The organism is Marinobacter sp. F4206 (assembly GCF_019392195.1).
Classification (GTDB): Bacteria; Pseudomonadota; Gammaproteobacteria; order Pseudomonadales; family Oleiphilaceae; genus Marinobacter.
On record NZ_JAHXKI010000002.1, the window covers coordinates 1,269,546 to 1,292,796 of the forward strand.

Consider the following 23,251-nt stretch of genomic DNA (forward strand, 5'->3'; position numbering starts at 1 on the left):
TCATTGAGTATCCCGATACCAGTGCATGATGGCTGCTTCTCTAAGCATGGACTCCTCCTCCCGGACCGGCAACCAGTTTTGATGGCTGGCCGCGGCGCTCAGGAGGAAGTCAATCCAGGTCAGGTGGCTGCGCAAGACCCGCTTGTGCCGGTGCGGAACGAGAGGATTGAAGAATCCGTCCAGCCTGAGCAACTGCCGGGGCCGCTTCCGGATCCAACGCCAGGACCCCATTTCCAGAGTCAGGGGCAGGAAAACCCCATCACTGTTGCGGTTGACCTGCTTGTAGAAATAGTCCCAGAGATCGCCGTGGGTGAGGTAGTGGCGGGACTGGGGTTCAAAGTTGTAATCGTGGTTGGGATAGGCCTGCTCCCAGATCAGTTTCAGGGCCATCACCGCGGCGATGCGACGCATGGGCCGGCGGCGGTAGGCATAGGGAAACCAGATCTGGTCTTTCCAGCCAAAGCCGGAATGGCAGTCCAGGGCCACATTGAACGGGCGCCCCGGGATCAGCTCGCTGATGACCACGTCGAGCGCCCGATTCTCGGGTTCCATGCCCTGCTCCGGGTCGCCGATGTACCAGGGCAGCCTGGACGACAGCCGCTGGCCACCAAGCATGAACGCGCTGCGTTCCTGGGCAACAATCGGCGCATTGCGCATCAGATCCACGCCATTAGGGTTGCTGCGCTGGTTCAGAAACATTCCACCGGGGTTAAGTATCGGCAGTATGGTTACCCGCACGCTGTCCAGCAATTGCCGAAGCCGCTCGTCCCATCGCAATCGTGCAAGCACCGAACCCAACCATGCCATGACCACCTGGCTGCCTATTCGCTCCAGACCGTGAACGCCACCCACCAGTAAGATGGCCGGCACATCGGGCCGCTCACTGCCAAGGTCCACCCGGTAGACCGACAGAGACAGCTCGGCGACTGGAATTCGTTCGACCACCTCGGTAGTTACGGTCGGCGGTGCCTCAGCCAGCAAGCGCTCGAGCTGCACCATTTCCGGAAGAAAGGTTCGCAGCAGTCGCCGCTGACGACCGTCCCGGGCGGCCTGTTCTGAAGAGATGGCTGTGTGAGGTGTCAGTCTCCGCAATTCGGTCATGGCGCGCTCCCCCTAAACGGCTGGAGTCTAGGCCATTAATGCTACAGTTGGTTGACAACGCACTCTCGAACGCCGGACCAACATGACCTCACAATGTACACATTTACATTAACAGACTTGTAACTCTTCTCAGGATCCTTATCCTGAAAGGTCCTGTTGTTCGAGATTGAATGGTTTGATTGATACCACCGATAACTCAAAGAACACTCCCCATCCGATCTGCAAAGGTCGCGATCTCGTACTCGTAAGTCTGTCCCCCATGCATAATCAAATGAATCACCAACCTGAAAAGGAGAAGTGAGTATGCGTAAGATTACTTCCGCAGTTTTACTGTGCGCTGCCGCCGCGCCGGGCCTCGCCCAGGCCAACCAATGTGGCGAAGTCTCGATCACCGAAATGAACTGGGCCTCTGCCTCTGTTGTCACCAACGTTGCCAAGTTCATGATGGAACAGGGCTACGGCTGCGAGGTCAATGTGGTCCCGTCTGACACCGTCCCGGCCGTGACCTCGGTTGCCGAAAACGGCGAGCCTGACATCGTGACCGAGCTGTGGCTGAACTCCACCGGTGAGGTTTACGAGCGCCTCGAAGCCGAAGGCAAGGTTGAGCGTCTGGGCAAGGTCCTGACCCCGGGCGGCGTTGAAGGCTGGTGGATCCCGACCTACCTGGTCGAAGCCCATCCCGAACTGAAGACCATCGAAGGCATCATGGCGAATCCGGAGCTGGTGGATGCCCGCTTCAACAACTGCCCGGATGGCTGGGGCTGCCGCATCGTCAACGACAACCTGATCAGGGCCCTGGATCTGGAATCCTCAGGCATTGAGGTATTCAACCACGGCTCCGGTGAAACCCTGGCTTCGTCCATGGCCTCTGCAGTCGGAAGCGAAGAACCCTGGTTTGGTTATTACTGGGGTCCCACCGTACCACTCGGCAAGTTTGACATGACTCGCGTTGATCTTGGCGAATACGATGAAGCCGCCCATACGGCGAACCAGAACCAGGATAACGCCAACCCGAAGGTTTCCGATTTCCCGGCCGCGCCGGTACTGACCTCGGTCACCACCGATTTCCGGGAGCGGGAGCCTGAAGTGGCTGACATGCTCAGCAAGATGACCTTCGAGACCGACACCATGAGCCAGGTGCTGGCCTGGAAGAGCGACAACAATGCCTCTGCAGAAGAAGCGGCGGTCTACTTCCTGAGCAACAACTCCAACACCTGGAAAGAGTGGCTCAACGATTCCGCCCGCGAAAAACTCGCAGCAATCCTGAGCAACTGAGTTGTTCCAGCTGAGACGGGGCCGTCAATGGCCCCGTCCGTTTCCTTCCTCCATTAACCCGATGTCCGTTGACCTGGCGGAGATACGCGCAGGAACCTGACAAATCATGGCTACTTACGATTTTGTTTTTTCATCACTCGGTCTGGATGACTGGTGTTCCGAGGGCAAGAGTGATGCCCCCATGTCCATGGCTCAGCTGCTGTCGAAAACAAAAGGCGAAGAGGCCACCACGACCTCAGTCTGGGATTTACCTTTCCCCTCCATGGATGCCCTGAACAAGGCTTGCCCGGCTTTCCCTCAATCCCGGGAACTGACCAAAGGTCTCGAAGAAGGCTTCCTTGCTATCAAGGACAGCTTGAGTGTTGTGCTCGACCCCATTACCCAACCACTGAGCTGGGCGCTCGACGGTACTTTGTACGCGATGCTGAGCGCACCCTGGTGGATCATCATCCCGATCCTGCTGGCGGTGGTCTTTCTGGTCAGCAAATCCTGGAAGCTGGTTTCATTTGTCGCCATCAGCTTTGTCACCCTGGCGTTCATTGACTACTACGAATACGCCATGCAAACCCTGGCCATCATCTTTGTCTGCGCCTTGATCTGCGTGCTGATAGGGGTGCCGATAGGGATCGCAATGTCGCGAAGCGATATGATGCAGCGGCTGACCATCCCGGTGCTGGATATGCTGCAAACGCTGCCGCCGTTCGTCTATCTGATTCCGCTGATTTTCCTGTTCAGCGTCACCGAGTCCAAACTGTACGGCATTGCCATCATCCTGTACGCCATTGTTCCGGTCATCCGTCTGACCAACCTCGGTATCCGACTGGTGGATAAGGAAGTGATCGAGGCTGCCGATGCCTATGGCATGACGCCCCGGCAGAAGTTGTTCAAGGTCCAGATTCCGCTGGCGCTGCCCAACATCATGGCGGGTGTAAACCAGACCATCATGATGAGCCTTGCCATGGTTGTAATCGCGTCCCTGGTCTCCGCACCGGGACTTGGCGTCCTGGTTCTGCGCGGGATTCGTAACCTGGAACTGGGCGTTGGCCTGGTGTCCGGCCTCGGCATCGTCATTCTGGCCGTTATCCTCGATCGGGTAACCAAGGCTTCTCTGGCACGCATCAATGCCGCCCAAAAGTAGTGAGGACAGAGACGTGGCAAGAGATATCAAGATTTCCATCAAGAACCTGTACAAGATTTTTGGCCCGACACCGGATGTCGGGCTCGAGTACGTACGCAAAGGTATGGGCAAGTCCGAGCTGCTGGAAAAGCAGAATCACGTGCTCGGGCTCCAGGACATCAACGTCGACATGCGCGACGGCGAAATCACCGTCATCATGGGCTTGTCCGGCTCCGGCAAGTCCACCCTGATCCGGCACCTGAATCGCCTGATCGAGCCGACCGCGGGTGAAATCCTGTTCGACGGCGAGAACGTGCTCGATTACGACGAGGAAGATCTTCGTAAGCTGCGGCGTGAACGCATGTCCATGGTGTTCCAGAAGTTCGCCCTGCTGCCACACAAAACGGTGCTGGAAAACGCCGGCATGGCCATGGATGTTCGTGGCAAGAAAACCGAAGAGTTCGAAGGGGAAGCCCGCAAGTGGCTGGCCCGCGTCGGCCTGGAAGGCAATGAAAACCAATACCCTCATGAGTTGTCCGGGGGTATGCAGCAGCGTGTGGGTATCGCCCGCGCACTGGTCTCCAACTCACCGGTCATGCTGATGGACGAGGCCTTCTCGGCGCTCGACCCGCTCATCCGGTCGGACATGCAGGACCTGCTGCTGGAACTGCAGGAGGAGCTGCACAAGACCATCGTGTTCATTACCCACGACCTGGACGAAGCCCTGAAGCTGGCCGACCATCTGGTGATCCTGAAAGACGGCAGGGTCGTCCAGCAGGGTGATCCCCAGGACATTCTGCTCAATCCCAATGACCCGTACATCATCGACTTCATCAGCGACATCAATCGCGCGCGGGTTCTCCGGGTACGCTCGATCATGACCCAGCCGGACCGGGACGATATCGAGTACGCCGGGGACATCTCCGAGAAGGACAATCTGGAGACCGTGCTGTCGCGCTCCGAAGGCGACACCTCCCTGGTTTTCCGGGTTGTGCGCGATGGCGAACAGATAGGCGCCCTGACCATGAAGGATTTGACCCGGGCACTGGTTCCTACAGCGGCCTCCGAGGAAAGGGAGAATAGGGCCAACTAGGATCGGCCGCGTTACAAAGCGCCGGGCACGGGGTATGATTCAGGTTGAGTCGCACTGACGGCATACCGGCCATACCATCATGCTGAGAGCCTTTCTGCTGATTGCCCTTACGTTTCTGGCGGCGTGTTCGCCGCCAGAAGACCCTCCCCCCGTGGTGCCGGAAACGGAATTTTCCGAACCTGCCGTCTTCCCTGAAAACAGCCAGTCCAAGCAGTGGCGCACGATAACGATCGCCGCCGACCCGTGGTGTCCGCACAACTGCGAGGCGGGGTCCGAACGGGAAGGCTACATGGTCGAAATTGCCCGGGAGGCCTTTGCGTTGGCGCGGCTCAACGTCACCTACGTCAATATGAGCTGGGCCCGGGCACTGGCACAGGCCGAAGAGGGCTACGTTGACGCGGTCGTTGGCGCCTTCATCAGTGATGCGCCAGGGTTCGTGTTCCCGGAGGAAGCCATTGGCCAGGCCCGAACGGCGCTGTTCGCCCATTCCGACAGCCACTGGAGCTACCGGGATATCGACTCCCTTAAGGCTTACAAACTGATCGCCATCAACGGATACTCCTACTCCCCGGAACTCGACGAATACATCGAGGACCACAGGGAAGACCGGAACCGGGTGTGGATCATTTCAGGCCCGTCGCCCCTTGACCGGGCCATCGAACTGCTCGGGCAGGATCGCACCGATGTGCTGCCCGAAGACAAGCGTGTCATGCAGTGGACCCTTGCCCATATGGATAATCCGCCAGCCCTGCGCATGGTCGGGCAACTGGAGCAGATGCCGACCTACATTGCCTTTTCGCCGGCCAATCCCGATTCGCCAGAGTTCGCGGCCTTGCTAACCGAAGGTGTCCGCAAGCTCCGGGAAACCGGTCGTTTTCAGGAAATCCTTTCCCTCTACGGGCTGTCGTGGCCGGACTGAAACGCCTTGATCACTTCTCCCTGCGGGGTCGTTAGCAACAACTCCCCGGCTTGTCCGATCCGGGCCCCGGACACCCGGCCCATGACATCGAAAAAGCGGTCTTCCTGCATCATCAATGCCGGTGCACAGGCCATTCGGGTAGCCGCCAGCCGGCTGAACGTGAGTCCGCCCTCACCACTGAACTCGTAACGACCGCTATAGCGATTGCAGGATCCTCGTCCGGAAACCCGATTATTTTCCAGGAATCGGACAGACATGCGGGAACGGTCAATGATCCCCTGCTCCGCCAGGTCATCGACCACCCATTCAGCCCCCCGGAACAGACGCAAGGGGTCTCCGCCACACCCCTCATAGACTTCGCCATTCAAGGTTAAGCGGGCCTGATTGGGAAACTGGACGCCGGACATGGTGTCCTGACACAACTGCGTGGCCACCGTCAGTACGGCCCGCATGCCGTCGGCTTCACCGACAAATTCCCGGCCATGGCGGTCTGCGGTCTTCTGCTCAACAAGGACGCTCATTATGGCGTCTGGCTCATAGGGACGGGTTACCTCCAGCATGCCGGCCTGCACCTTGGCCCTCCAGAACGGCTCGTTACCCTGGGCACTGAACGGCATCGCGAGCGCGCCCGGCTGAAGGCATTCCGGGTACTTCTGGCCACGAATGGAGAGCATGGCTCGCTCGCCTTTGGTCCAGAGCCGGGTGCTGTCGTCGCCCGGCGCAACATACAGCGCACCGGAAGCGGCCTCTGCCGGCTTGAGCAACATCCGCTTGTCCAGATAATCAACACTCAACAGCCGGCTGTCCGGGTCGGCTGACACCTGAATATCCAGCTGGCCACAAGCGTAGTCGTTGACCATCGGACTGGCCGGTCCGGACGGTGTTGAACAGGCAGAGACGACAAGACCGGCAACTGCAAGGGGCAGCGCCAGAATTCGAATGGAGGGCATGGTCAGTTTCCTTGGTCAATTGAACCTCGGGCCACAGTGTAAAACGCAGGCCCCCATTAGACCATCGATCCCCGGACACGGCCCGCCCATCAAGGCTTCTTATCCGGCTTCTTCCTGATTATGCTAGGGGCTCAAACAAGGAGATACACCATGGCTCTCAAGCTTTACCAGTTCGCCATTTCCCACTATTGCGAAAAAATCCGCTGGGCGCTGGATTACAAAGGCCTCAATTACGAGACCACCACCCTGCTGCCTGGCCAGCACATGAAAACCATCCAGGCACTCACCGGCGGCAAGGACTCATCGGTCCCTGTACTGGATCATGACGGCCATATCGTCCAGGGATCCGCCCGGATCATCGACTACCTGGACCAGACCTTTCCGGAACGGCCACTGACACCGGCCGACCCTGACGTCCGGGAGCAGGCCCTGGCCTGGGAAAAACGGTTGGACGAGGAAGCCGGCCCGGCGGTTCGCTGCTACTCCTACCATCATTTCCTGCAGCGGCCGAAAGTGGTGGTGCCCATGCTGGCGGCAGGCACCCCCTTCTATAACCGTTTCTTGCTGAGCCTGGCCTTCAGCCGCGTCGACGAGGTCATGCGCAAATGGATGAAGATCAACGAGAAAACCTCGGAACAGTCGCGCCTGGTTATGGAAGAACTGCTGAATGATCTGGCGGAAGCCTACGAAACGCGCCCCTACCTTGCCGGAGACGCCTTCTCTCGTGCCGACCTGACCGCGGCCGCTATGTTTTCGCCCATGTTCCAACCGGCCGAGTACCCGATACCCTGGCCCAAGCCCGGCAAAATACCCCGGGACATCAAAACCTGGCTGGAACAGTGGCAACCGCAGCTTGAGGTACTGTCGAAAGTTTACGAGAGCCACCGGAAACCCCGCTGACTGCCGGCATCGGTGTCGCAAATCGCCAGCGCTTGTGTCGGAAACCGACAACGGCCTGCGCAGGCTTTCATGCCAGAATAAACCCCGAACAATAACAACACTGGCAGATTCGCTATGGCTTTGACTGACATGCTGCTCGCCGTGCTCGACGACAGCGGGCTCCGGCCGCTTTGGGACGCCGTGTCGCCCTGGCTGGCTCTGGACGAGCGACAGCTTATTTTCGTGTTTGCGACCCCGGTGTTCATCGCGGTCGCCCTCTGGGAGTATCTCCGAATCCGGCACAACCCGGCGCTGATGGATGCCCGGGAAGCGGTGCGCAATTTTGCCCTGGGTGCGGGCTACCAGACCACAGAGCTGCTGTTCGCGGGGATTATCGCCTTCCCGGTCTATGCCCTGTGTTACCACTACCGGGCCTTCGATCTGGAACTAAGCTGGCTGACCGGATTCCTCACCTTCCTGGGCGTCGACTTCTGCTTCTACTGGATGCATCGGGCCAGCCATCGCATGCGCTGGTTCTGGGCCGCCCACGTGGTCCATCATTCCTCGGAGCGCATGAACTTCTCCACGGCCATGCGCCAGAACGCCACCAACATCTTCAACGGCATGTGGGTGTTCTACCTGCCCATGGCACTGCTGGGGTTCAACCCGGTCTGGATCGGCATCGCCTATGCCCTGTCCCTGGTCTACCAGTTCTTCATACACACCACCCTTTTGCGACGCCTGCCGGGCTGGGTCGAGCTGATCTTCAACACGCCCAGCCATCACCGCGTTCACCACGGCCGCAACCCGGGCTACATTGACCGCAACTACGGTGGCACCCTGATCATCTGGGATCGTCTTTTCGGCTCCTTTGTGGATGAGGATGCCAAGGATCCGCCCGACTACGGCATTACCCGGCCGGTACCGTCCAATAACCTGTTTGTGCTCTGGACCCATGAATACGTGGACCTGTTCCGCGACATGGCCCGGCCAGGCAGCTTATTGTCTCGACTCAAACACCTATGGAACCCGCCGGAATGGGAACGCCCGGCACCGTCAGACTCAGGGACCCCCCATGCAAGAACACCCGTTAACACTGACCAGTCGGGATGACCATCAGATCACCGGCACCGTTTTCGAGCCGGAGCACCCGTCCTCGGTTCTGGTGATCGCCCACGGCATGGCCGAACACGCCGGGCGCTACACCGAGTTTGCCCACTGGCTCTGCGCCCGACAGGTCGCCGTGGTCACCTACGACCACCGGGGGCACGGCCCGAACTGTCCGAAATCCCGGCTGGGACACTACAGCGACGACAATGGCTGGGAAAAGGTCACCGACGACCTCTATCGGGTTTTGCTTCATACCCGGGACCATTTTCCAGGCCTTCCGCTTGCGCTCCTGGGACACAGCATGGGGTCCTTTATCGCCCAGAACTGCGCACAACAACATGGCGATGCCCTGGACGCCCTGATCCTGAGTGCCACCAACCGCATCCACCGATCACAGCTGCTGGCCTCAAGCATGCTGATCGGTGGCATTCGCACGGTTTATGGAGCCCGGCACCTCAGCCCGACCATTGCCCGGATGACCTTTGCCAAGTTCAACCGCCAGTTCCGGCCCAACCGAACGGACAGCGACTGGCTCAGTCGTGACGCCAATCAGGTTGATGCCTACGTCGCCGACCCCTTCTGTGGCTTCGAGTGCAGCGCAGGTCTGTGGTACGACTTTATCCGGGGCATGCTCGCAATTTCTCCGGCCAAGTGGCGCAAGGACCTGCCGGTGCACCTGTTTGCCGGCACCGATGACCCGGTCGGGGAAATGGGCAAGGGCATCACCCGCCACTTCCAGGCCATCCGCAATGCCGGCGTCCATCGGGTAACCCTGCGCCTGTTCGATCGCGGGCGCCACGAGATGCTGAACGAAATCAACGTGAACGAAGTCCGTGATTACATTCTGTCCTTGTGTCAGCCACAGGCTCACCGGCATGATATGACCTTAGCCGGAGATACCCAACCGGCACCCATCGGATCCACCTGAACAATCGGGGAGTTGGCAAGTGCCAGGCCAGAACCGTCGAGTTGCCGTTATTGCCGGACTGGCGTTGTGGCTGATTGCTTGCGGCCCGGCTCTGGCCGCCGACGTGCGCCTGGCCGTCGCGGCGAACTTCACCGATACCGGCGATGAGCTGATTGCCGCGTTCGCCGAAGCCACCGGACTGCAGGCATCGGCAAGTTACGGCTCTACCGGCAAACTGTATGCGCAGATCCTTCACGGTGCCCCGTTCGACGTTTTTCTCGCGGCCGATCGGCGCCGCCCCGAGCTGCTTGAAGACAATGGCCACGGTGTAAAGGGGACCCGGTTTACCTATGCCCAAGGCCGGCTGGTGCTGTGGAGCCCCCAACCCGGTTTGCTTGAGACGCCGGAAACCTGGCTGGCCTCGGGCGACTTTACCCGGCTGGCCATTGCCAACCCTAAAACCGCACCCTACGGGCAGGCGGCCAGGGAGGTGCTGTCCAGGCTCGCTCTCTGGAATCCCTTGCAACAACGCCTGGTTCGTGGTGACTCCATCGCCCAGACCTTTCAGTTTGTCGCCACCGCCAACGCCCAGGCCGGCTTCGTCGCGCTCTCTCAGATTCGCGCCTGGAACGACAGGAACGGTTCGCTGTGGCTGATTCCGCCAGCCCACTATTCCCCTATCAATCAACAGGCTATCCTTCTGACCCAGGGCGAGCACAATACCGCCGCACGGCAATGGCTCGATTTCCTGCGCAGCGAGACGGCCCGGAACATTATCGAACGCTACGGCTATGACACCCTCAACTGAGCAGTAACCCGGTCAACATCATGGACGCATACTGGGAGCCTGTCTGGCTCACTCTGAAACTGGCCAGCCTGACCACGCTACTTCTTCTGGTGGCGGGCACGCCCATTGCCTGGTGGCTGGCCCGAAGCCGGCACTGGTTGAGGCAACCGGTGGCGGCCATCGTCGCCCTGCCCCTGGTGTTGCCACCAACGGTCCTCGGGTTTTACCTGCTGATCCTGATGGGGCCTGAGGGCGTCGTGGGCAAACTGACCGAGGAACTCGAGTTGGGCCTGCTGCCCTTCACCTTCGAAGGTCTGGTGATCGCATCAATGATTTACTCCCTGCCATTTACCGTTCAGCCTCTCCAGAACGCGTTTCAGGCGGTCAACCAGCAGTTCCTGGACGTTGCCGCCACACTGCGCGCCTCACCCACAGACCGCTTTTTCTCGGTGGTGCTACCCCTGGCCCGGCCCGGATTCCTGACCGCCGGCGTGCTTACCTTTGCCCACACCATTGGCGAATTTGGCGTGGTACTGATGATTGGCGGCAATATTCCAGGTGAAACCAAGGTGCTCTCCGTCGCCATCTACGACCATGTCGAAGCCCTGGAATATACCCAGGCCCACTGGCTGGCCGCCGGCATGGTTGCCTTCTCTTTTGTCGTCCTGGTGGCGCTGTATTCCCTGAACGGGCGGTTGCAGCCGGGGATGATGAAATGACGTCAGTGGCCGGCATTCAGGTGCGCGTTCAGTACCGGGTGGAGGGCTTCACCCTGGATGTGGATCTTGATCTGCCAGGCACCGGCCTTACTGCCCTGTTCGGCCATTCCGGTTGCGGCAAGACCACGCTGTTGCGCTGCATCGCGGGTCTGCAAGCCGCCGACGGCGACGTGACCGTCAATGGTGATCAATGGCAAGGCAGCGAGGGCACGCGCCCGGTTCACCAGCGCCCACTGGCCTATGTCTTCCAGGAAACGTCCCTGTTCCCGCACCTCAACGTGCGCCACAACCTCAATTACGGCTACCGCCGCATACCCTCGGCGCAGCGCCGGATAAGCTTTGAAGAGGTCACCGAGTGGCTCGGGCTGTCGCACCTGCTGGATCGGATGCCAGACGGACTGTCCGGTGGCGAGCGCCAACGGGTCGCCATCGCTCGCGCCCTGCTGACCAGCCCCCAACTGCTGCTGATGGACGAGCCCCTGTCGGCGCTGGACCGGGCCAGCAAACAGGAAATCCTGCCCTACCTTGAGAACCTGAGAGACAGGCTGGCCATTCCGATCCTCTACGTTTCCCATTCCGCCGCCGAGGTCGCGCGACTTGCCGACCATATCGTGATGATGGATCGGGGCCGTATCATCGCCGACGGGCCCTTGAAGGAAACGCTGGCCCGAGCCGACCAGCCATTTGGTCTGGAGCCGGATGCCGGCGTCATCATTGATGCTCACATCGGGGAACAGGACGAGCAGTGGCACCTGTGCCGGGCCGATTTCCCGGGTGGCCACCTGTGGCTCCGGACGGAGGACAACCTGACCACCGGCCAGGCCATTCGAATGCAGGTCCTGGCGCGGGATATCAGCCTGGCCCTCAGCGAACAAACCGGGCAGAGCATTCAGAACCTGCTTCCGGCGGTCATTGACGAGATTGCCTCGGAGTTGAGTCCGGGCACCTCCATGGTTCGGCTCCTGGCCGGCCAGACTCCCTTCCTGGCCCGCCTCACCTCACGGGCCGTTCACACCCTCAATCTGACAATCGGCCAGAAGGTCTGGATGCAGGTCAAATCCGTCGCCCTTGTGGAGTAATCGATAGCCCACAAAAAAGGCCGCTTGATCAAACGGCCTTTCGGGGGGCAGCAATCAGTCACGCTAGCGCGTACCGTAAACCACCATGGTTTTGCCTTTGACCCGCACCAGTCCCTGGTCTTCCAGGGTTTTCAGGACCCGGCCCACCATCTCCCGGGAACAACCCACAATGCGGCCAATCTCCTGACGGGTGATCTTGATCTGCATGCCATCCGGGTGGGTCATGGCATCCGGCTCCTTGCACAGATCCAGCAGCGTGCGCGCTACCCGGCCGGTGACATCCAGAAACGCCAAATCGCCCACCTTGCGGGTGGTCTGGCGCAGGCGGGACGCCATCTGCTCACCGATAAAGTAAAGCACCCGGGGATCCTGCTGCGCGATTTCCCGGAACTTGGTGTAGGAGATCTCCGCCACTTCGCACTCGGTTTTGGCTTTTACCCAGGCGCTGCGGGAATCCATGTTGTCGAACAGACCCATTTCGCCAAAAAAGTCACCGGCGTTGAGGTAGGCCATGATCATCTCCCGGCCATCATCATCCTCGATAATGACGGTCACGGAACCCTTGACGATATAAAACAGGGAGTCGCTCTTGTCACCCGCGTAGATAATCGTGCTCTTGGCTGGGTAACGGCGGCGATGGCACTGCGAAAGGAAATAGTCGAGATGTTTGGTTTTCTGCTCAACCGGCTTGACGATAGTGGCCATAATGCGAGTCGTGCCTCCTCAAATACTGGCGGGTCCCGATGTTTGTTATACACCCGGCTTTCCCTGCGGGTTCGTTCATTTTTCTTCAAAAACAGCGCAACTTATAACAAGAAGGCCTGATTTGGGCAACCGGAAACCGTATACAAGTTGTATCCGGTAGCATTTTGCGCGGCTGCCCCACACCTGCGACTGTGCTAGCATCCGGCGAACATTATCGACTTTGGCTGCCGGGGCCGCCCGGCGCACTATCCCTACTGAAACGGAGAGTATCCGCTATGAAAGCAACCGTTGACTGGACCGGCAATGCCAGTTTCAAAGTCACCAGTGGCAGCGGCCACAGTGTTCAGCTTGATGGTCCGCCGGATCATGGCGGCGAAAATCTCGGGCCGCGCCCGATGGAAATGCTGCTGATGGGCCTTGGCGGTTGCTCCTCCTTTGATGTCATGAGCATCTTGAAGAAGAGCCGGCAGGACGTTACCGCCTGCCACGCCGAGCTCGAGGCCGAGCGCGCCGACGCCGTGCCCGCGGTCTTCACAAGGATTCACCTGCACTTCGTCGTCACCGGCCACCAGCTGAAAGAAAACCTGGTGAAGCGTGCCGTCAGCCTGTCGGCGGAGAAGTACTGTTCAGCGTCAATCATGCTGGAACAGGCCGGCGTCGAGATTAGCCACAGTCATGAAATCCGGGAAGCCGGATAACGGCCCCCGGCCCCTTCCGAATCGGCCGCCCGGGCGCGGCTAGCGGGCACCGCCCAGCGGCGAGGATGCATCGGCAATCACGGATGCTAAAATGATGCACCAATACTATTCAACGTCACTCGCGGTGTGCATAATACGCACCCTCTCCGCCGGTCTGCGCAAAAGGTATACAACCGGGTCAGTAGTCGGTGGCGGCCTCGGCAGAACGCACTAACGCATTTCTGCAGTCATTCATCTCCATTCTACGGAGGGGCTGAGCATGGAAACCAAACTCCAGCTGCACGGTTTCAACAACCTGACCAAATCCCTGAGCTTCAACATCTACGATATCTGTTATGCGCAGACCGAAGAACAGCGCGAAGCGTACATTGATTACATCGATGAGATGTACAACGCCGAGCGGCTGACCCAGATCCTGACCGACGTGGTCAAGATCATCGGTGCCAACGTGCTCAACATTGCCCGTCAGGACTACGAGCCACACGGCGCTTCGGTCACCATGCTGATTGCCGAGCACGAACTGACCGATGGTGAAGAGCCGGACAACGCCGAATCCCCGGGCCCTCTGCCGGATGCCATTGTGGCCCATCTGGACAAGAGTCATGTCACGGTGCACACCTATCCGGAGAGCCACCCCCACGACGGCGTCAGTACCTTCCGGGCCGATATCGACGTGTCCACCTGTGGCCTGATTTCACCACTCAAGGTGCTGAACTACCTGATTCACAGTTTCGACTCGGACGTGGTCACCGTGGATTACCGGGTCCGAGGCTTCACCCGTGACGTCGACGGCACCAAACACTACATCGACCACGACATCAATTCGATCCAGAACTATCTGACCGAAGATACCCAGAACGCCTACCAGATGATTGATGTCAACGTGTATCAGGAAAACCTGTTCCACACCAAGATGATGCTGAAGAACTTCAAACTCGATAACTATGTATTTGGCGTCAACGCCAGCGATCTTGATCCGGGCGAGGCGCAATCCATCGAAGACCGTCTGCGTCGGGAAATGCTGGAGATTTTCTACTCCCGCAACGTGGAATAACGGCTGATACGCCGGGCCGGGCGCGCCCTTGGGGCGCGCGCCATCCCTTTATCAAAAATTCTGAACAAACCTTCCAAGATTCTCCGATTTCATCTTTGCCCTCAACGCAGTTCAATACTCTCGTATCCCTAGAGTTACCCCGGAGAGATTGAACATGAAAAACGTACTCGTCATCACCGCAAGCATCTTTGGCCAGGACGGCCAGTCATCCCAGCTCGTCAAGCGCACCCTGGAGCAGTTGAAACAGGCTCATGGCGAGATCCGGACCACCCATCGCGATCTGGCCGCCGAGCCCGTTCCACATCTCGATGCCTCGCGATTCGGCGCCTTCCTGACCGGCCAAGACGACCGCAGCGACAACCAACAGCGGGTCGTCGATTATTCAGATTCACTGATTGAAGAAGTCAAGCAGGCGGACGTGGTGGTCATTGGCGTACCCATGTACAACTTCGGCATTCCATCGGTCCTGAAGGCCTATTTCGATCACATTGCCCGGGCCGGCATTACCTTCCGCTACACTGAGAACGGTCCGGTGGGTCTGCTCGAGGACCGCCCCGTCTATATTCTGGCGGCGCGCGGCGGCATCTATGCCGGCACACCGAATGACTCACAGACGCCGTACCTGAGATCGTTCCTGGGCTTCCTCGGCCTGACCGATCTGCACTTCATTTATGCCGAGGGCCTGAACATGGGTGACGAACAGAAAGAAACGGCCCTGAACGAAGCCAGCCGGGATATTGAAACCCTCACCGCCTGAGCCGGCGGCACCCATTCCATTGCGGGAGGAGGTCAGTCATGACAGAACGCACACTCAGACAGGTCATACCGGGCGCTGAGACCTCAGACGGCGCCGGGGTTCGCATCAAGCGCTCATTGGGTCAGCACCCTGCGGTACGGCTGGACCCCTTCCTGATGCTGGACGAATTTGGATCGGCGGAGGCCGCTGATTACATCGCCGGTTTCCCGTCACATCCGCACCGTGGCTTCGAAACCGTGACCTATATGATCGAAGGTCACATGCTGCACGAAGACCATCTGGGCAACCGCGGGAATTTGCGCAATGGCGGCGTACAGTGGATGACCGCCGGACGCGGCATCATCCACTCGGAAATGCCTCAGCAGGAGGAAGGCGTGATGCGCGGCTTCCAGCTCTGGCTGAATCTGCCGGCAGCGGAGAAAATGACCGACGCAGGCTACCGCGATATCCAGCCGGAGGACATTCCGGACATCGCCATCGACGGCGGCCGGATAAAACTCATCGCCGGAACCATGACGATGGCCGGCGTCGCCCGGCACGGCGCCATTACCGGTCAAAGCACCGAACCGGTCTACGCCGACCTTCATCTGGACGCAAACGCCCAGGTGACCCTGCCGGTCCCGGAAACCCACAACGGCCTGCTGTACCTTTATGACGGCGAGGCCAGCCTGGGCACTGAGGAGCTGCAGCGCAACGCAGCCAGCGTGCTCGGAGAGGGGGATCGGATTGCCGTCACCGCCGGCGCAAACGGGGCCCGCCTGCTGCTGATTGCCGGCAAGCCCATTGGCGAACCCGTGGTGCAGTACGGGCCGTTTGTGATGAACACCCGCGAGGAAATCGAGCAGGCGTTACAGGACTTCCGGGACGGCCGACTGACTGCCTGACGGGCATCAGGCGAACGGTTTTCTGGCCATCAGGCGCTGAACCATGGGCCTCACCAGCAGGTCCATGGCCAGCGCCATTTTTGTTCCCGGTATCACCAGCGTGTCATGCCGGGACAGACTGCTGTTGGCGATGACCTGAAGCAGGTACGGGAAATCCACCTCGGACGGATCCCGGAACCGGATCACCAACATGCTCTCGTCTTCGGTCGGCACATCGCGGACCACGAACGGGTTGGAGGTATCCACCAGCGGAATACGCTGGAAGTTGATGTGGGTCTGGGAAAACTGCGGCACGATGTCGTGAACGTAATCGTCCATCCGGTTGATGATGGTCTCCACCACCGCGTCCTGGCTGTAGCCTCGCTTGTTGGTATCCCGATGGATCTTCTGGATCCACTCCAGGTTCACAATCGGCACCACACCAATCAACAGGTCCACGTACTGGGCGATGTTGTAGGCATCGCTGACGACACCCCCGTGCAAGCCCTCATAGAACAGCAGATCGGTATCCGCGGGCAGCGGCCCCCAGGGGGTGAATGTTCCCGGCTTGTGGCCGGCGGCCATCAGTTCCCGATCCTCATCGTGCACGTACCGACGATAGCGACCGTTGCCGGTATGGCCATAGTCGTAAAACAGGGCTTCGAGTTTATCGATGTGATTGGCCGCCAGCGCAAAGTGGTTGCGCTCTCCGAACTGACCCTTGGCGGCGAGTCTGGCCATCTGCTCCCGATTGTACCGGTGAAAACTGTCGCCGCTGACCATGGCCGCATCCAGCCCTTCACTGGCAAACATGCGATTGAAGATCTGGCCGGTTGTGGTCGTTCCGGCGCCGGACGAACCGGTGACCGCAATAATCGGGTGGCGCTTGGACATACAGATAGGGTCCGAAGATCAGATAAGACTGTCGAGTAAACGGGGTTTCTCGACGACGAAGCCCTGAGCGTAATCAACACCCAGCTGTGTCAGCATATCCAGAATGTCCCGGGATTCAACCTGACAGGCAATAACCTCCCGCTTCATGTAATGGGCCATCTCCACCATCGACTGCACCATCGCGCGGTCGGTCTCGCTGGTGGTGAGCTGGCCGGTAAAGGTGCTATCGATCTTGATCAGGTCCACCGGGAGGGATCGCATGAACTGGAAGGAACTCGGGCCACTGCCAAAATTGCCCAGACAGAAGCGACAACCCAGCTCTTTCATCTCCCGCATGAAATCCGCCACGGCCTCGACATCGTTGATGGCAGATGCCTCGGTGAGCTCAAACCAGAGCCGCTCGATGGGCGCGTCCTTCTGGCTCAGCTTTTCGTAGATGAACTCCAGTAACGACTGGTCATTGAGTGAGTAGCCGGACAGGTTGATACAGATCCCCCCCATGTGCCGGGGATCCGGCGCCTTGGCCTGCAGCCAGTCCAGCATGTGCCCGACGACCCAGCGATCCACCGCCTGCATCCGGTCATAACGTTCGGCCATGCGCACAAAGTCGCGGCCGGTAATCAGGGTGCCGGCATCGTCGTACATGCTGATCAGCACTTCGTACTGGGGCGACATGGCCGCCTGACCATGCAAGGGTATGATCTTCTGGCAGCGCAACAGCATGCGCTCCTCGTTGAGATCGCTCAGCCCCGCGACTTTCGCAGCGATCTGCTCCTGGCGAGCCTGATCGCCGGCATCCAGCGAATACTGCGCCACCTTGCCGTGACCCTGTTGTTTGGCAGCCGCCAGCGCCTGCTCCGATGCCCTCAGCCAGCGCTCGGCGCTGACCAGCGCCGGCAACTCCGGAACCACACCGGCACTCGCCGACAGGCGGTAGGTGCGGCCGTCAAAGGTGAATTCCGCGGCTTCGACCGAACGGACCAGCTCACCAGCCATCTGCAGGGCGTTTTCAGCCGGTACCAGCAAGGCAAATTCGTTACCCGCCAGCCGGGCCAGTGGCATACCGTCTTCCACGGCACGCCCCAGCAGGTCCGCGACCATCTTCAGGGTCTCATCGCCCGCCTGATAGCCAGCGGTATCATTGAGCAACCGGAACCGGCGCAGATCCAACCGGACCAGCGTCCGCTCGTCCTCGCGCCGGGCCAGCTGCTGCTCCAGCATCCGTTCGAATTCGCGGCGTCCCAGCAGCCCGGTCAGCTCGTCGTGGGTGGACGCCCAGGACAGCTGGTCATAGACCTTACGCACCATCCGATCGATGCTTTCATCCACCAACGGACGCTCGTACTGGTTGTCCGGAACTATGATGCCCTTGCGCATCTGGCGGGCCAGCGCTTCGAGTTCAAGCTCAACCACCCGCATGCCCTGATGGTTGACAAACACGAAACGGCTGAAGCTCCGGGCAATCCACACCAGACGGATGTACTGGGGCTCATCGGGCTTTTCCTGATCCCGCAGCCAGTCGCCGGTGCGTAACCGCTGGGCACGGTTGACCCAGCGCTGCAGGCTGCGTTGCTCGCGTTCGGACAGCACCTGCGTGTCTTTCTTCTCAGGCTGTGCCGGGGGGACTTCCACCAGATCGGGTGCCTTGTCCGGAGCGCGCACCAGAAACTGCTTCAGTTCGTCACGAATCTGGGACGATGGCATGTGGTTACTGGAGATTGACGCCAGCCCGTCCTGGATCACCCGCAACAGCTCAGGCAGATTGATCGTGCTGTCCGGGTCAACCGCAAACGACAGCAGCGAATCAATGACCGCCAGGTAGTCGTGCCAGAGCTGGCTGTCCGGACCCTGGCGGATCCAGGTCAGCGACAGCAGGTCACGCCAGCCACCGTCGAGCAGGCTGAGGACCGCCTTGGGGACCTTGCGACCTGCCAGCTTCTCGTCCAGCACATCGGCCACGGCCTGTTTCGACTCGGCTACTTTCTGCGCCCCTTCCGCGGCCGCTGTCACCCGCTCGACATTGCGCCGGTAAACCAGATTCTGACGATCGATGAGGGAATCAAGCTCCTGCACGGTGCTCTCAAACACGCCCGTGTCCTGCTCAAAATCCGTGGTGATGCGCTGAATCAGCTCATCAACCTTGCGCTGTACGACCGGATTGATACGGCCGCCTTTCACGCCGAGCTGTGCCAGTCTGTTCATCACGCCCCGAACCGGACTGTCCTGATCATCGAAGAAGGCGGGATCCCGCATCACCACCTTGAGCACCGGCACTTCAAGCTGGCGCATTCGTTCCTGGGCGTACTCGCTCAGTTTCGGGCTTTCTACCACCGACCGGAAAAACCGGTCCACCACGTCCAGTGTGCCCTGTTGCTCGTCATCAAGCTTGCTGTCGCCGCTGGCCCGGACCTTTTCCACCACCCGCTCCTTGAGCGTCACCGCATCGGAATCGGGGGCAACAGCCTGCACCTGCAACTGCTGCAACTCCCGGTGCAGCTCTCCGGTGGAAAGCGGCCGGGCATTCGGCGGAAACGACACCGGCTCGGAATCGCCCCGGGCAACACGACTGGCCGACAGGGTGTTGAGCAGGTTGCGCACCGTGGCGAACGCGGTTTGCGCCGCCTGGGCATAGCCACGGAACTCCCCTCCTGCCCGAGACGCCTTGGCACGGTTGGAGGCCGAACTGGCCACAGGCTCATCAGAGGGGACCGTCTCCCGGGCCGTCGCCTTCTGCTTCTGTTTCTGCTCCGGTTTCGGCGCGGGGGCCTCGGCGGGTCTGGATTCTGGTCGGGTGACGGCCTGATCACTCAGGTACTTGCTCAGGTCCAGGTCCGGCAACACCCCCTGCCGGATCAGGATATTATTGAGTTCCTCGTACAGGGGCCCCAGTTGCTGCAAAACCGTTTGCTCGAATACCTTCAGGCACACCTTCTCCACCTCACGGCTCGCCTTGAGCTGGCTAAGTCCGGCATGAAAGGACTCGCACACGAGGGAGGGCCCCAGCGGATTATGGTGGCCCGTAGCATTGGCAATGCCCAGTTTGTCCAGGCGCAGTTTGAGCTGGAGCAGGTCGCCGCGGTATTGGGTGTCGGCCTTGGTGACCATCACCCGGATGGTCAGCCAGTCCTCAAACTCCCCTTTGTCCACCACGGACAGCTCGGAACCGGGAAAGCCCTTGGGGGCAGGCTTCAGTGGTGATTCCAGAGTCCGGGCCATCTGGTGCCAGATAACCCGCTGTCGGGCCAGGAGCTGCCCGGAGGCATCCATGAATTCGTTGGCCTGCTGATCGTTCGGGGCTTTCTGGGCGGCCTGCTTGAGCCCAGCCGCCATCTGCCCGAAACAGTTGTCCATCAGGGGTTCAATAAATTGAATGACCGCCTTGGCCGACTGATGCAGAACGTACTGGACACGATCACTGGGCGCCCTGAGCGAGGCACGGTCCTGGTTGCGGGAGCTACCACACTGCTGCAGCATGGCATCGACGGCCTCGGGGTTCGACCGGGTAAAGTTCACCCCCATGGCACCATCAATTCGCCGGACGATACTGACATGCAATTCGTGCCGGCGCTGGCCGTCCGGGCTGCGGAAACGCACCACCAACTCGGGCGGATTGCCGGAACCGAGCGCACGATCAAGCTTACGGGAGGTTTCGCCGGAATAGCGGACAAACAGCCCTTCGGCGCAAAAATCGGCGATCTGGCAGGGCCAGGAATCTCCGCCCCCCAGATCTATTTGGGCCGCCAGCTTGATGGGTTTGCGGGGGCTGCTACGACGTTCTCTCGGATCCATGAACTACCTGATCATTCGCAATACCGTGACTGGCGGGAGTTTGCATCCACCGAATCCGGCCTTCATCCCTGGAATCAGTGGCACCAAATGCCACCTGCTACTATGGGAACCATGTCTGTAATATAGCGGCCTGGCCCCCACAGGTAACCCTTGCCATTATAACATCCTGATCCATGAAACAGCTTAGTCAGATATATCTTCTTTTGCTACTGGTAACAGGGGTTACCGGTTGTACGACCATTGGCTACTACAGCCAGGCGGTGAGCGGCCATCTGTCCCTGATGATGGCCGGGGATTCGGTGGACGGGCTTATTGCCAATGACGCCACGCCCGCAGAACTGAAGGACAAACTGGCGACCAGCCAGCGGGCCCGACGCTTTGCCCGCGACGCTCTCAGCTTGCCAGTGGGCGACGCATTCACCGACTATGTGGCCCTGGACCGGCCCTGGGTGGTGGTCAACCTCGTTGCCGTACCCGAGTTCGCCCTCGCCCCCCACCGCTGGTGCTACCCGGTACTCGGCTGCCAGGCATACCGGGGCTATTTCAACCTCGACGATGCCGTGGCGGAACAGACCGGGTTCAACGAAGCCGGCTACGACACCTTCATCGGCGGGGTAACGGCCTACTCGACCCTGGGCTGGTTCGACGACCCGCTGCATTCGGGATTCACCGGGATGTCCGACGACCGAATGGTGGCTCTGATGTTTCACGAACTGGCACACCGTGTGGTGTACATCGGCGACGACACTGCCTTCAATGAAAGTTTTGCGACCGCGGTCGAACTCGAGGGCCTGAGGCTGTGGTCCAACCGCTCGGGCGATCCCGAATCATTCCGGCGAGCACTTGAGCGCCTGCAGCAACGCAACCAGACCCTGGCACTGGTGGAAACCACCACCTCGCAGCTGGAGGCCCTGTACCAACAGCAGGAACGACTGTCCGTCGACACCATGCGCGAACGCAAGGCTGATCTGCTGGCGGGACTTCTGGAGGCCTATTCGGAGCTATCCCGGCAGTGGACCCAGCCCGGCCCGTTCGGCGACAGCCCCGCCAGCCTGAACAACGCCAATCTCGCCCTGTTCCGGCAGTACAACCAGTATGTCCCGGGCTTTCGCCAGCTGTTGCGCGACCAGAATCATGATTTCAAAGCGTTCTACGCGGCGGTGGAAGCCTTGTCGGAGCGCCCGGAAACCGAGCGCTCTCGTCAACTCGCCGAACTGTCAGAGCGGTTTGTAGAAGACTTTTGAATTGCGCTGGGTGTTGTAGGAGGCCAGCTTGGGTCCGGGCAGGGACTGCACGGTTGAGGTCTGGAAGCCCCGTTCCCGGAACCAGTGTTCGGTTTGCGTGGTCAGTACGAACAGTTTCCGGATGCCCTGCCCGCGAGCCAGTTTCTCCACCATGGCCAGAATCTCATCCCCCCTGCCTGCACGGCGATAGGAGGGATCCACCGCGAAGCAGGACAGCTCTCCGCTCTCCTCCTCCGGGTAACTGTATAGCGCGGCACACCCGACGATAGTGCCGTCCCGTTCGGCCACCACAAACCGGTCGATTTCAGTCTCCAGCATTTCCCGGGACCGGCGCACCAGGACACCCTGCTCCTCGAGAGGCTGAATGAGCTCCAGAATACCGCCAATGTCCTCGACCCGGGCCGGTCGGATCTGTTCGTAGTTGTCGCCGCTGACGAGGGTTCCCGAGCCATCCCGAGTGAACATCTCCTCAAGCAGTGCACCGTCATCAACGTAGCTGATGATGTGAGCCCGACGCACACCTTTGACACAGGCATCACAGGCGGCTCGCAGCAACGCGGCATCGTGTCCTGTCACCGCGCCGGCGGCAAGCCGGTCCGACGCCTGCCGCGCCGAGAGTTCGCGAATCAGGGAGCCATCCTCCTCAAGCAGTCCCTGGTCATCAATAAACACCAGCAGTTTCTCGGCCTGCAGCGCGGCCGCCACCTGGCTGCCGACGTCTTCGTAGGACAGGTTGAAGGCATCACCGGTGGGCGAGTACCCCAGCGGTGGCAACAGAACAATGTGCCCCAGTTCCAGCAGTTTCTCGATGCCGGCCACATCGATCCTGCGGACCTTGCCGGTGTGGCCAAAATCGATTCCATCAAGCACACCAACCGGCCTGGCCGCGACATAGTTGCCGCTACTGACCCGGATCCGGGCGTTGTGCATGGGCGAGTTCACCAGCCCCATGGACAGCCGGCTCTCCAGATAGGCACGCAGTCCACCGACGGCCTCCATCACCATGGGTAGGTGCTGCTCCGCGGTGATCCGCAGCCCTCTCGAAAAGGACGACTCGACACCCGCCCCGTCCAGCCGGGCCTGGATTTGTGGTCGGGCGCCGAACGCCACTACCAGCTTCACACCCAGGCTGCTCAACAACGCGATATCGTGAATGATGTTGATGAAATTGCCATGCTCGATGGCATCGCCCGGAATGGTCAACACCACGGTCCGACCGCGGTGGGCATTGATGTAGGGCGATGAGTGGCGGAACCCGTGCAGCCAGTCGTTCGATTTCAACCCGCTCTCCAAATCAGTCGTTACAGGCAG

At 60.1% G+C, this 23,251-nt stretch carries 21 protein-coding genes; 15 read left to right on the plus strand and 6 right to left on the minus strand.

The features are described from left to right. The gene (locus KZO34_RS08255) at window positions 1-1,101 is read right to left on the minus strand and encodes a M14 family zinc carboxypeptidase (RefSeq protein ID WP_219475642.1); all 1,101 of its coding nucleotides are present in this window, start codon (window positions 1,099-1,101) and stop codon (window positions 1-3) included. A gap of 303 nt (window positions 1,102-1,404) precedes the next feature. Here KZO34_RS08255 and KZO34_RS08260 point away from each other — a divergent pair, with 303 nt between their 5' ends. The 4 genes from KZO34_RS08260 to KZO34_RS08275 all read left to right on the plus strand — a co-directional run bounded on the left by KZO34_RS08260 (window position 1,405) and on the right by KZO34_RS08275 (window position 5,505). Beyond that, window positions 1,405-2,376, plus strand: a complete 972-nt coding sequence (locus KZO34_RS08260; protein ID WP_219475646.1) for an ABC transporter substrate-binding protein — start codon at window positions 1,405-1,407, stop codon at window positions 2,374-2,376. Between the two features lie 106 nt (window positions 2,377-2,482). Beyond that, the gene (locus tag KZO34_RS08265) at window positions 2,483-3,514 is read left to right on the plus strand and encodes an ABC transporter permease (RefSeq protein ID WP_219475651.1); all 1,032 of its coding nucleotides are present in this window, start codon (window positions 2,483-2,485) and stop codon (window positions 3,512-3,514) included. A gap of 13 nt (window positions 3,515-3,527) precedes the next feature. After that, complete coding sequence (locus KZO34_RS08270) at window positions 3,528-4,586, plus strand: quaternary amine ABC transporter ATP-binding protein (RefSeq protein WP_219475654.1); 1,059 nt, start codon at window positions 3,528-3,530, stop codon at window positions 4,584-4,586. Window positions 4,587-4,665: 79 nt separating this feature from the next. Then, entirely contained in the window at window positions 4,666-5,505 is an 840-nt protein-coding gene (locus KZO34_RS08275; RefSeq protein ID WP_219475657.1) for a substrate-binding periplasmic protein, read from the plus strand. On the opposite strand, the gene KZO34_RS08280 is transcribed toward KZO34_RS08275, so the two are convergent. Then, complete coding sequence (locus KZO34_RS08280; RefSeq protein WP_219475659.1) at window positions 5,481-6,455, minus strand: META domain-containing protein; 975 nt, start codon at window positions 6,453-6,455, stop codon at window positions 5,481-5,483. The genes KZO34_RS08275 and KZO34_RS08280 overlap by 25 nt on opposite strands. Before the next feature lie 150 nt (window positions 6,456-6,605). On the opposite strand from KZO34_RS08280, the gene KZO34_RS08285 reads away from it, so the two are divergent. The 6 genes from KZO34_RS08285 (at window position 6,606) to modC (ending at window position 11,936) form a co-directional block, all read left to right on the plus strand. Beyond that, a complete protein-coding gene (locus KZO34_RS08285; RefSeq protein WP_219475662.1) occupies window positions 6,606-7,355 on the plus strand; it encodes a glutathione S-transferase family protein in 750 nt (249 codons plus the stop codon). Window positions 7,356-7,469: 114 nt separating this feature from the next. Further along, a complete protein-coding gene (locus KZO34_RS08290; protein WP_219475664.1) occupies window positions 7,470-8,447 on the plus strand; it encodes a sterol desaturase family protein in 978 nt (325 codons plus the stop codon). Then, window positions 8,410-9,372 (plus strand): alpha/beta fold hydrolase, encoded by a 963-nt coding sequence (locus KZO34_RS08295; RefSeq protein ID WP_219475666.1) that lies wholly within the window; start codon window positions 8,410-8,412, stop codon window positions 9,370-9,372. The genes KZO34_RS08290 and KZO34_RS08295 overlap by 38 nt, the downstream gene beginning before the upstream one ends. Before the next feature lie 19 nt (window positions 9,373-9,391). Continuing rightward, entirely contained in the window at window positions 9,392-10,159 is a 768-nt protein-coding gene (gene modA / locus KZO34_RS08300) for a molybdate ABC transporter substrate-binding protein (protein WP_219475667.1), read from the plus strand. Between the two features lie 20 nt (window positions 10,160-10,179). Continuing rightward, window positions 10,180-10,857 carry a molybdate ABC transporter permease subunit gene (gene modB / locus KZO34_RS08305; RefSeq protein ID WP_257900229.1) on the plus strand — a complete coding sequence of 226 codons (678 nt, stop codon included), beginning with the start codon at window positions 10,180-10,182 and terminating at the stop codon, window positions 10,855-10,857. Continuing rightward, on the plus strand, window positions 10,854-11,936 hold the full coding sequence (gene modC / locus KZO34_RS08310) for a molybdenum ABC transporter ATP-binding protein (RefSeq protein WP_219475669.1): 1,083 nt from the start codon (window positions 10,854-10,856) through the stop codon (window positions 11,934-11,936). Before modB ends, modC begins: the two co-directional genes overlap by 4 nt. Before the next feature lie 63 nt (window positions 11,937-11,999). Here the strand turns inward: modC and crp are convergent, their stop codons facing one another. After that, window positions 12,000-12,641 (minus strand): cAMP-activated global transcriptional regulator CRP, encoded by a 642-nt coding sequence (gene crp / locus KZO34_RS08315; protein ID WP_007153756.1) that lies wholly within the window; start codon window positions 12,639-12,641, stop codon window positions 12,000-12,002. Between the two features lie 275 nt (window positions 12,642-12,916). Here crp and KZO34_RS08320 point away from each other — a divergent pair, with 275 nt between their 5' ends. The 4 genes from KZO34_RS08320 (at window position 12,917) to KZO34_RS08335 (ending at window position 16,034) form a co-directional block, all read left to right on the plus strand. After that, window positions 12,917-13,339 carry an OsmC family protein gene (locus KZO34_RS08320; RefSeq protein ID WP_219475670.1) on the plus strand — a complete coding sequence of 141 codons (423 nt, stop codon included), beginning with the start codon at window positions 12,917-12,919 and terminating at the stop codon, window positions 13,337-13,339. Window positions 13,340-13,598: 259 nt separating this feature from the next. Then, on the plus strand, window positions 13,599-14,393 hold the full coding sequence (speD, locus tag KZO34_RS08325) for an adenosylmethionine decarboxylase (protein ID WP_219475671.1): 795 nt from the start codon (window positions 13,599-13,601) through the stop codon (window positions 14,391-14,393). Between the two features lie 154 nt (window positions 14,394-14,547). Further along, on the plus strand, window positions 14,548-15,150 hold the full coding sequence (locus KZO34_RS08330; protein WP_219475672.1) for an FMN-dependent NADH-azoreductase: 603 nt from the start codon (window positions 14,548-14,550) through the stop codon (window positions 15,148-15,150). Window positions 15,151-15,188: 38 nt separating this feature from the next. After that, window positions 15,189-16,034, plus strand: coding sequence for a pirin family protein (locus tag KZO34_RS08335; protein ID WP_219475673.1), 846 nt, complete (start codon window positions 15,189-15,191; stop codon window positions 16,032-16,034). 6 nt (window positions 16,035-16,040) lie between these two features. Here KZO34_RS08335 and KZO34_RS08340 read toward each other — a convergent pair whose 3' ends face one another. Together KZO34_RS08340 and KZO34_RS08345 are read right to left on the minus strand one after the other, a co-directional pair. Continuing rightward, complete coding sequence (locus KZO34_RS08340) at window positions 16,041-16,907, minus strand: phosphoribulokinase (RefSeq protein WP_219475674.1); 867 nt, start codon at window positions 16,905-16,907, stop codon at window positions 16,041-16,043. A gap of 18 nt (window positions 16,908-16,925) precedes the next feature. Next, window positions 16,926-20,696: a DUF1631 family protein gene (locus KZO34_RS08345; RefSeq protein ID WP_219475675.1), complete on the minus strand. Its 3,771-nt coding sequence runs from the start codon at window positions 20,694-20,696 to the stop codon at window positions 16,926-16,928. 203 nt (window positions 20,697-20,899) lie between these two features. On the opposite strand from KZO34_RS08345, the gene KZO34_RS08350 reads away from it, so the two are divergent. Next, window positions 20,900-21,940 (plus strand): aminopeptidase, encoded by a 1,041-nt coding sequence (locus KZO34_RS08350; protein WP_308318781.1) that lies wholly within the window; start codon window positions 20,900-20,902, stop codon window positions 21,938-21,940. Here the strand turns inward: KZO34_RS08350 and argA are convergent. After that, window positions 21,914-23,221, minus strand: a complete 1,308-nt coding sequence (argA, locus tag KZO34_RS08355; protein ID WP_219475678.1) for an amino-acid N-acetyltransferase — start codon at window positions 23,219-23,221, stop codon at window positions 21,914-21,916. The two genes, KZO34_RS08350 and argA, sit on opposite strands and share 27 nt — an antisense overlap. Window positions 23,222-23,251 lie beyond the last annotated feature (30 nt).

Coding starts and splice junctions, on each gene's coding strand:
- KZO34_RS08255 (WP_219475642.1), bottom strand. CDS start 1,101: ATGACCGAATTGCGGAGACTGACACCTCACACAGCCATCTCTTCAGAA.
- KZO34_RS08260 (WP_219475646.1), top strand. CDS start 1,405: ATGCGTAAGATTACTTCCGCAGTTTTACTGTGCGCTGCCGCCGCGCCG.
- KZO34_RS08265 (WP_219475651.1), top strand. CDS start 2,483: ATGGCTACTTACGATTTTGTTTTTTCATCACTCGGTCTGGATGACTGG.
- KZO34_RS08275 (WP_219475657.1), top strand. CDS start 4,666: ATGCTGAGAGCCTTTCTGCTGATTGCCCTTACGTTTCTGGCGGCGTGT.
- KZO34_RS08280 (WP_219475659.1), bottom strand. CDS start 6,455: ATGCCCTCCATTCGAATTCTGGCGCTGCCCCTTGCAGTTGCCGGTCTT.
- KZO34_RS08285 (WP_219475662.1), top strand. CDS start 6,606: ATGGCTCTCAAGCTTTACCAGTTCGCCATTTCCCACTATTGCGAAAAA.
- KZO34_RS08290 (WP_219475664.1), top strand. CDS start 7,470: ATGGCTTTGACTGACATGCTGCTCGCCGTGCTCGACGACAGCGGGCTC.
- KZO34_RS08295 (WP_219475666.1), top strand. CDS start 8,410: ATGCAAGAACACCCGTTAACACTGACCAGTCGGGATGACCATCAGATC.
- modB (WP_257900229.1), top strand. CDS start 10,180: ATGGACGCATACTGGGAGCCTGTCTGGCTCACTCTGAAACTGGCCAGC.
- modC (WP_219475669.1), top strand. CDS start 10,854: ATGACGTCAGTGGCCGGCATTCAGGTGCGCGTTCAGTACCGGGTGGAG.
- crp (WP_007153756.1), bottom strand. CDS start 12,641: ATGGCCACTATCGTCAAGCCGGTTGAGCAGAAAACCAAACATCTCGAC.
- KZO34_RS08320 (WP_219475670.1), top strand. CDS start 12,917: ATGAAAGCAACCGTTGACTGGACCGGCAATGCCAGTTTCAAAGTCACC.
- speD (WP_219475671.1), top strand. CDS start 13,599: ATGGAAACCAAACTCCAGCTGCACGGTTTCAACAACCTGACCAAATCC.
- KZO34_RS08330 (WP_219475672.1), top strand. CDS start 14,548: ATGAAAAACGTACTCGTCATCACCGCAAGCATCTTTGGCCAGGACGGC.
- KZO34_RS08335 (WP_219475673.1), top strand. CDS start 15,189: ATGACAGAACGCACACTCAGACAGGTCATACCGGGCGCTGAGACCTCA.
- KZO34_RS08340 (WP_219475674.1), bottom strand. CDS start 16,907: ATGTCCAAGCGCCACCCGATTATTGCGGTCACCGGTTCGTCCGGCGCC.
- KZO34_RS08345 (WP_219475675.1), bottom strand. CDS start 20,696: ATGGATCCGAGAGAACGTCGTAGCAGCCCCCGCAAACCCATCAAGCTG.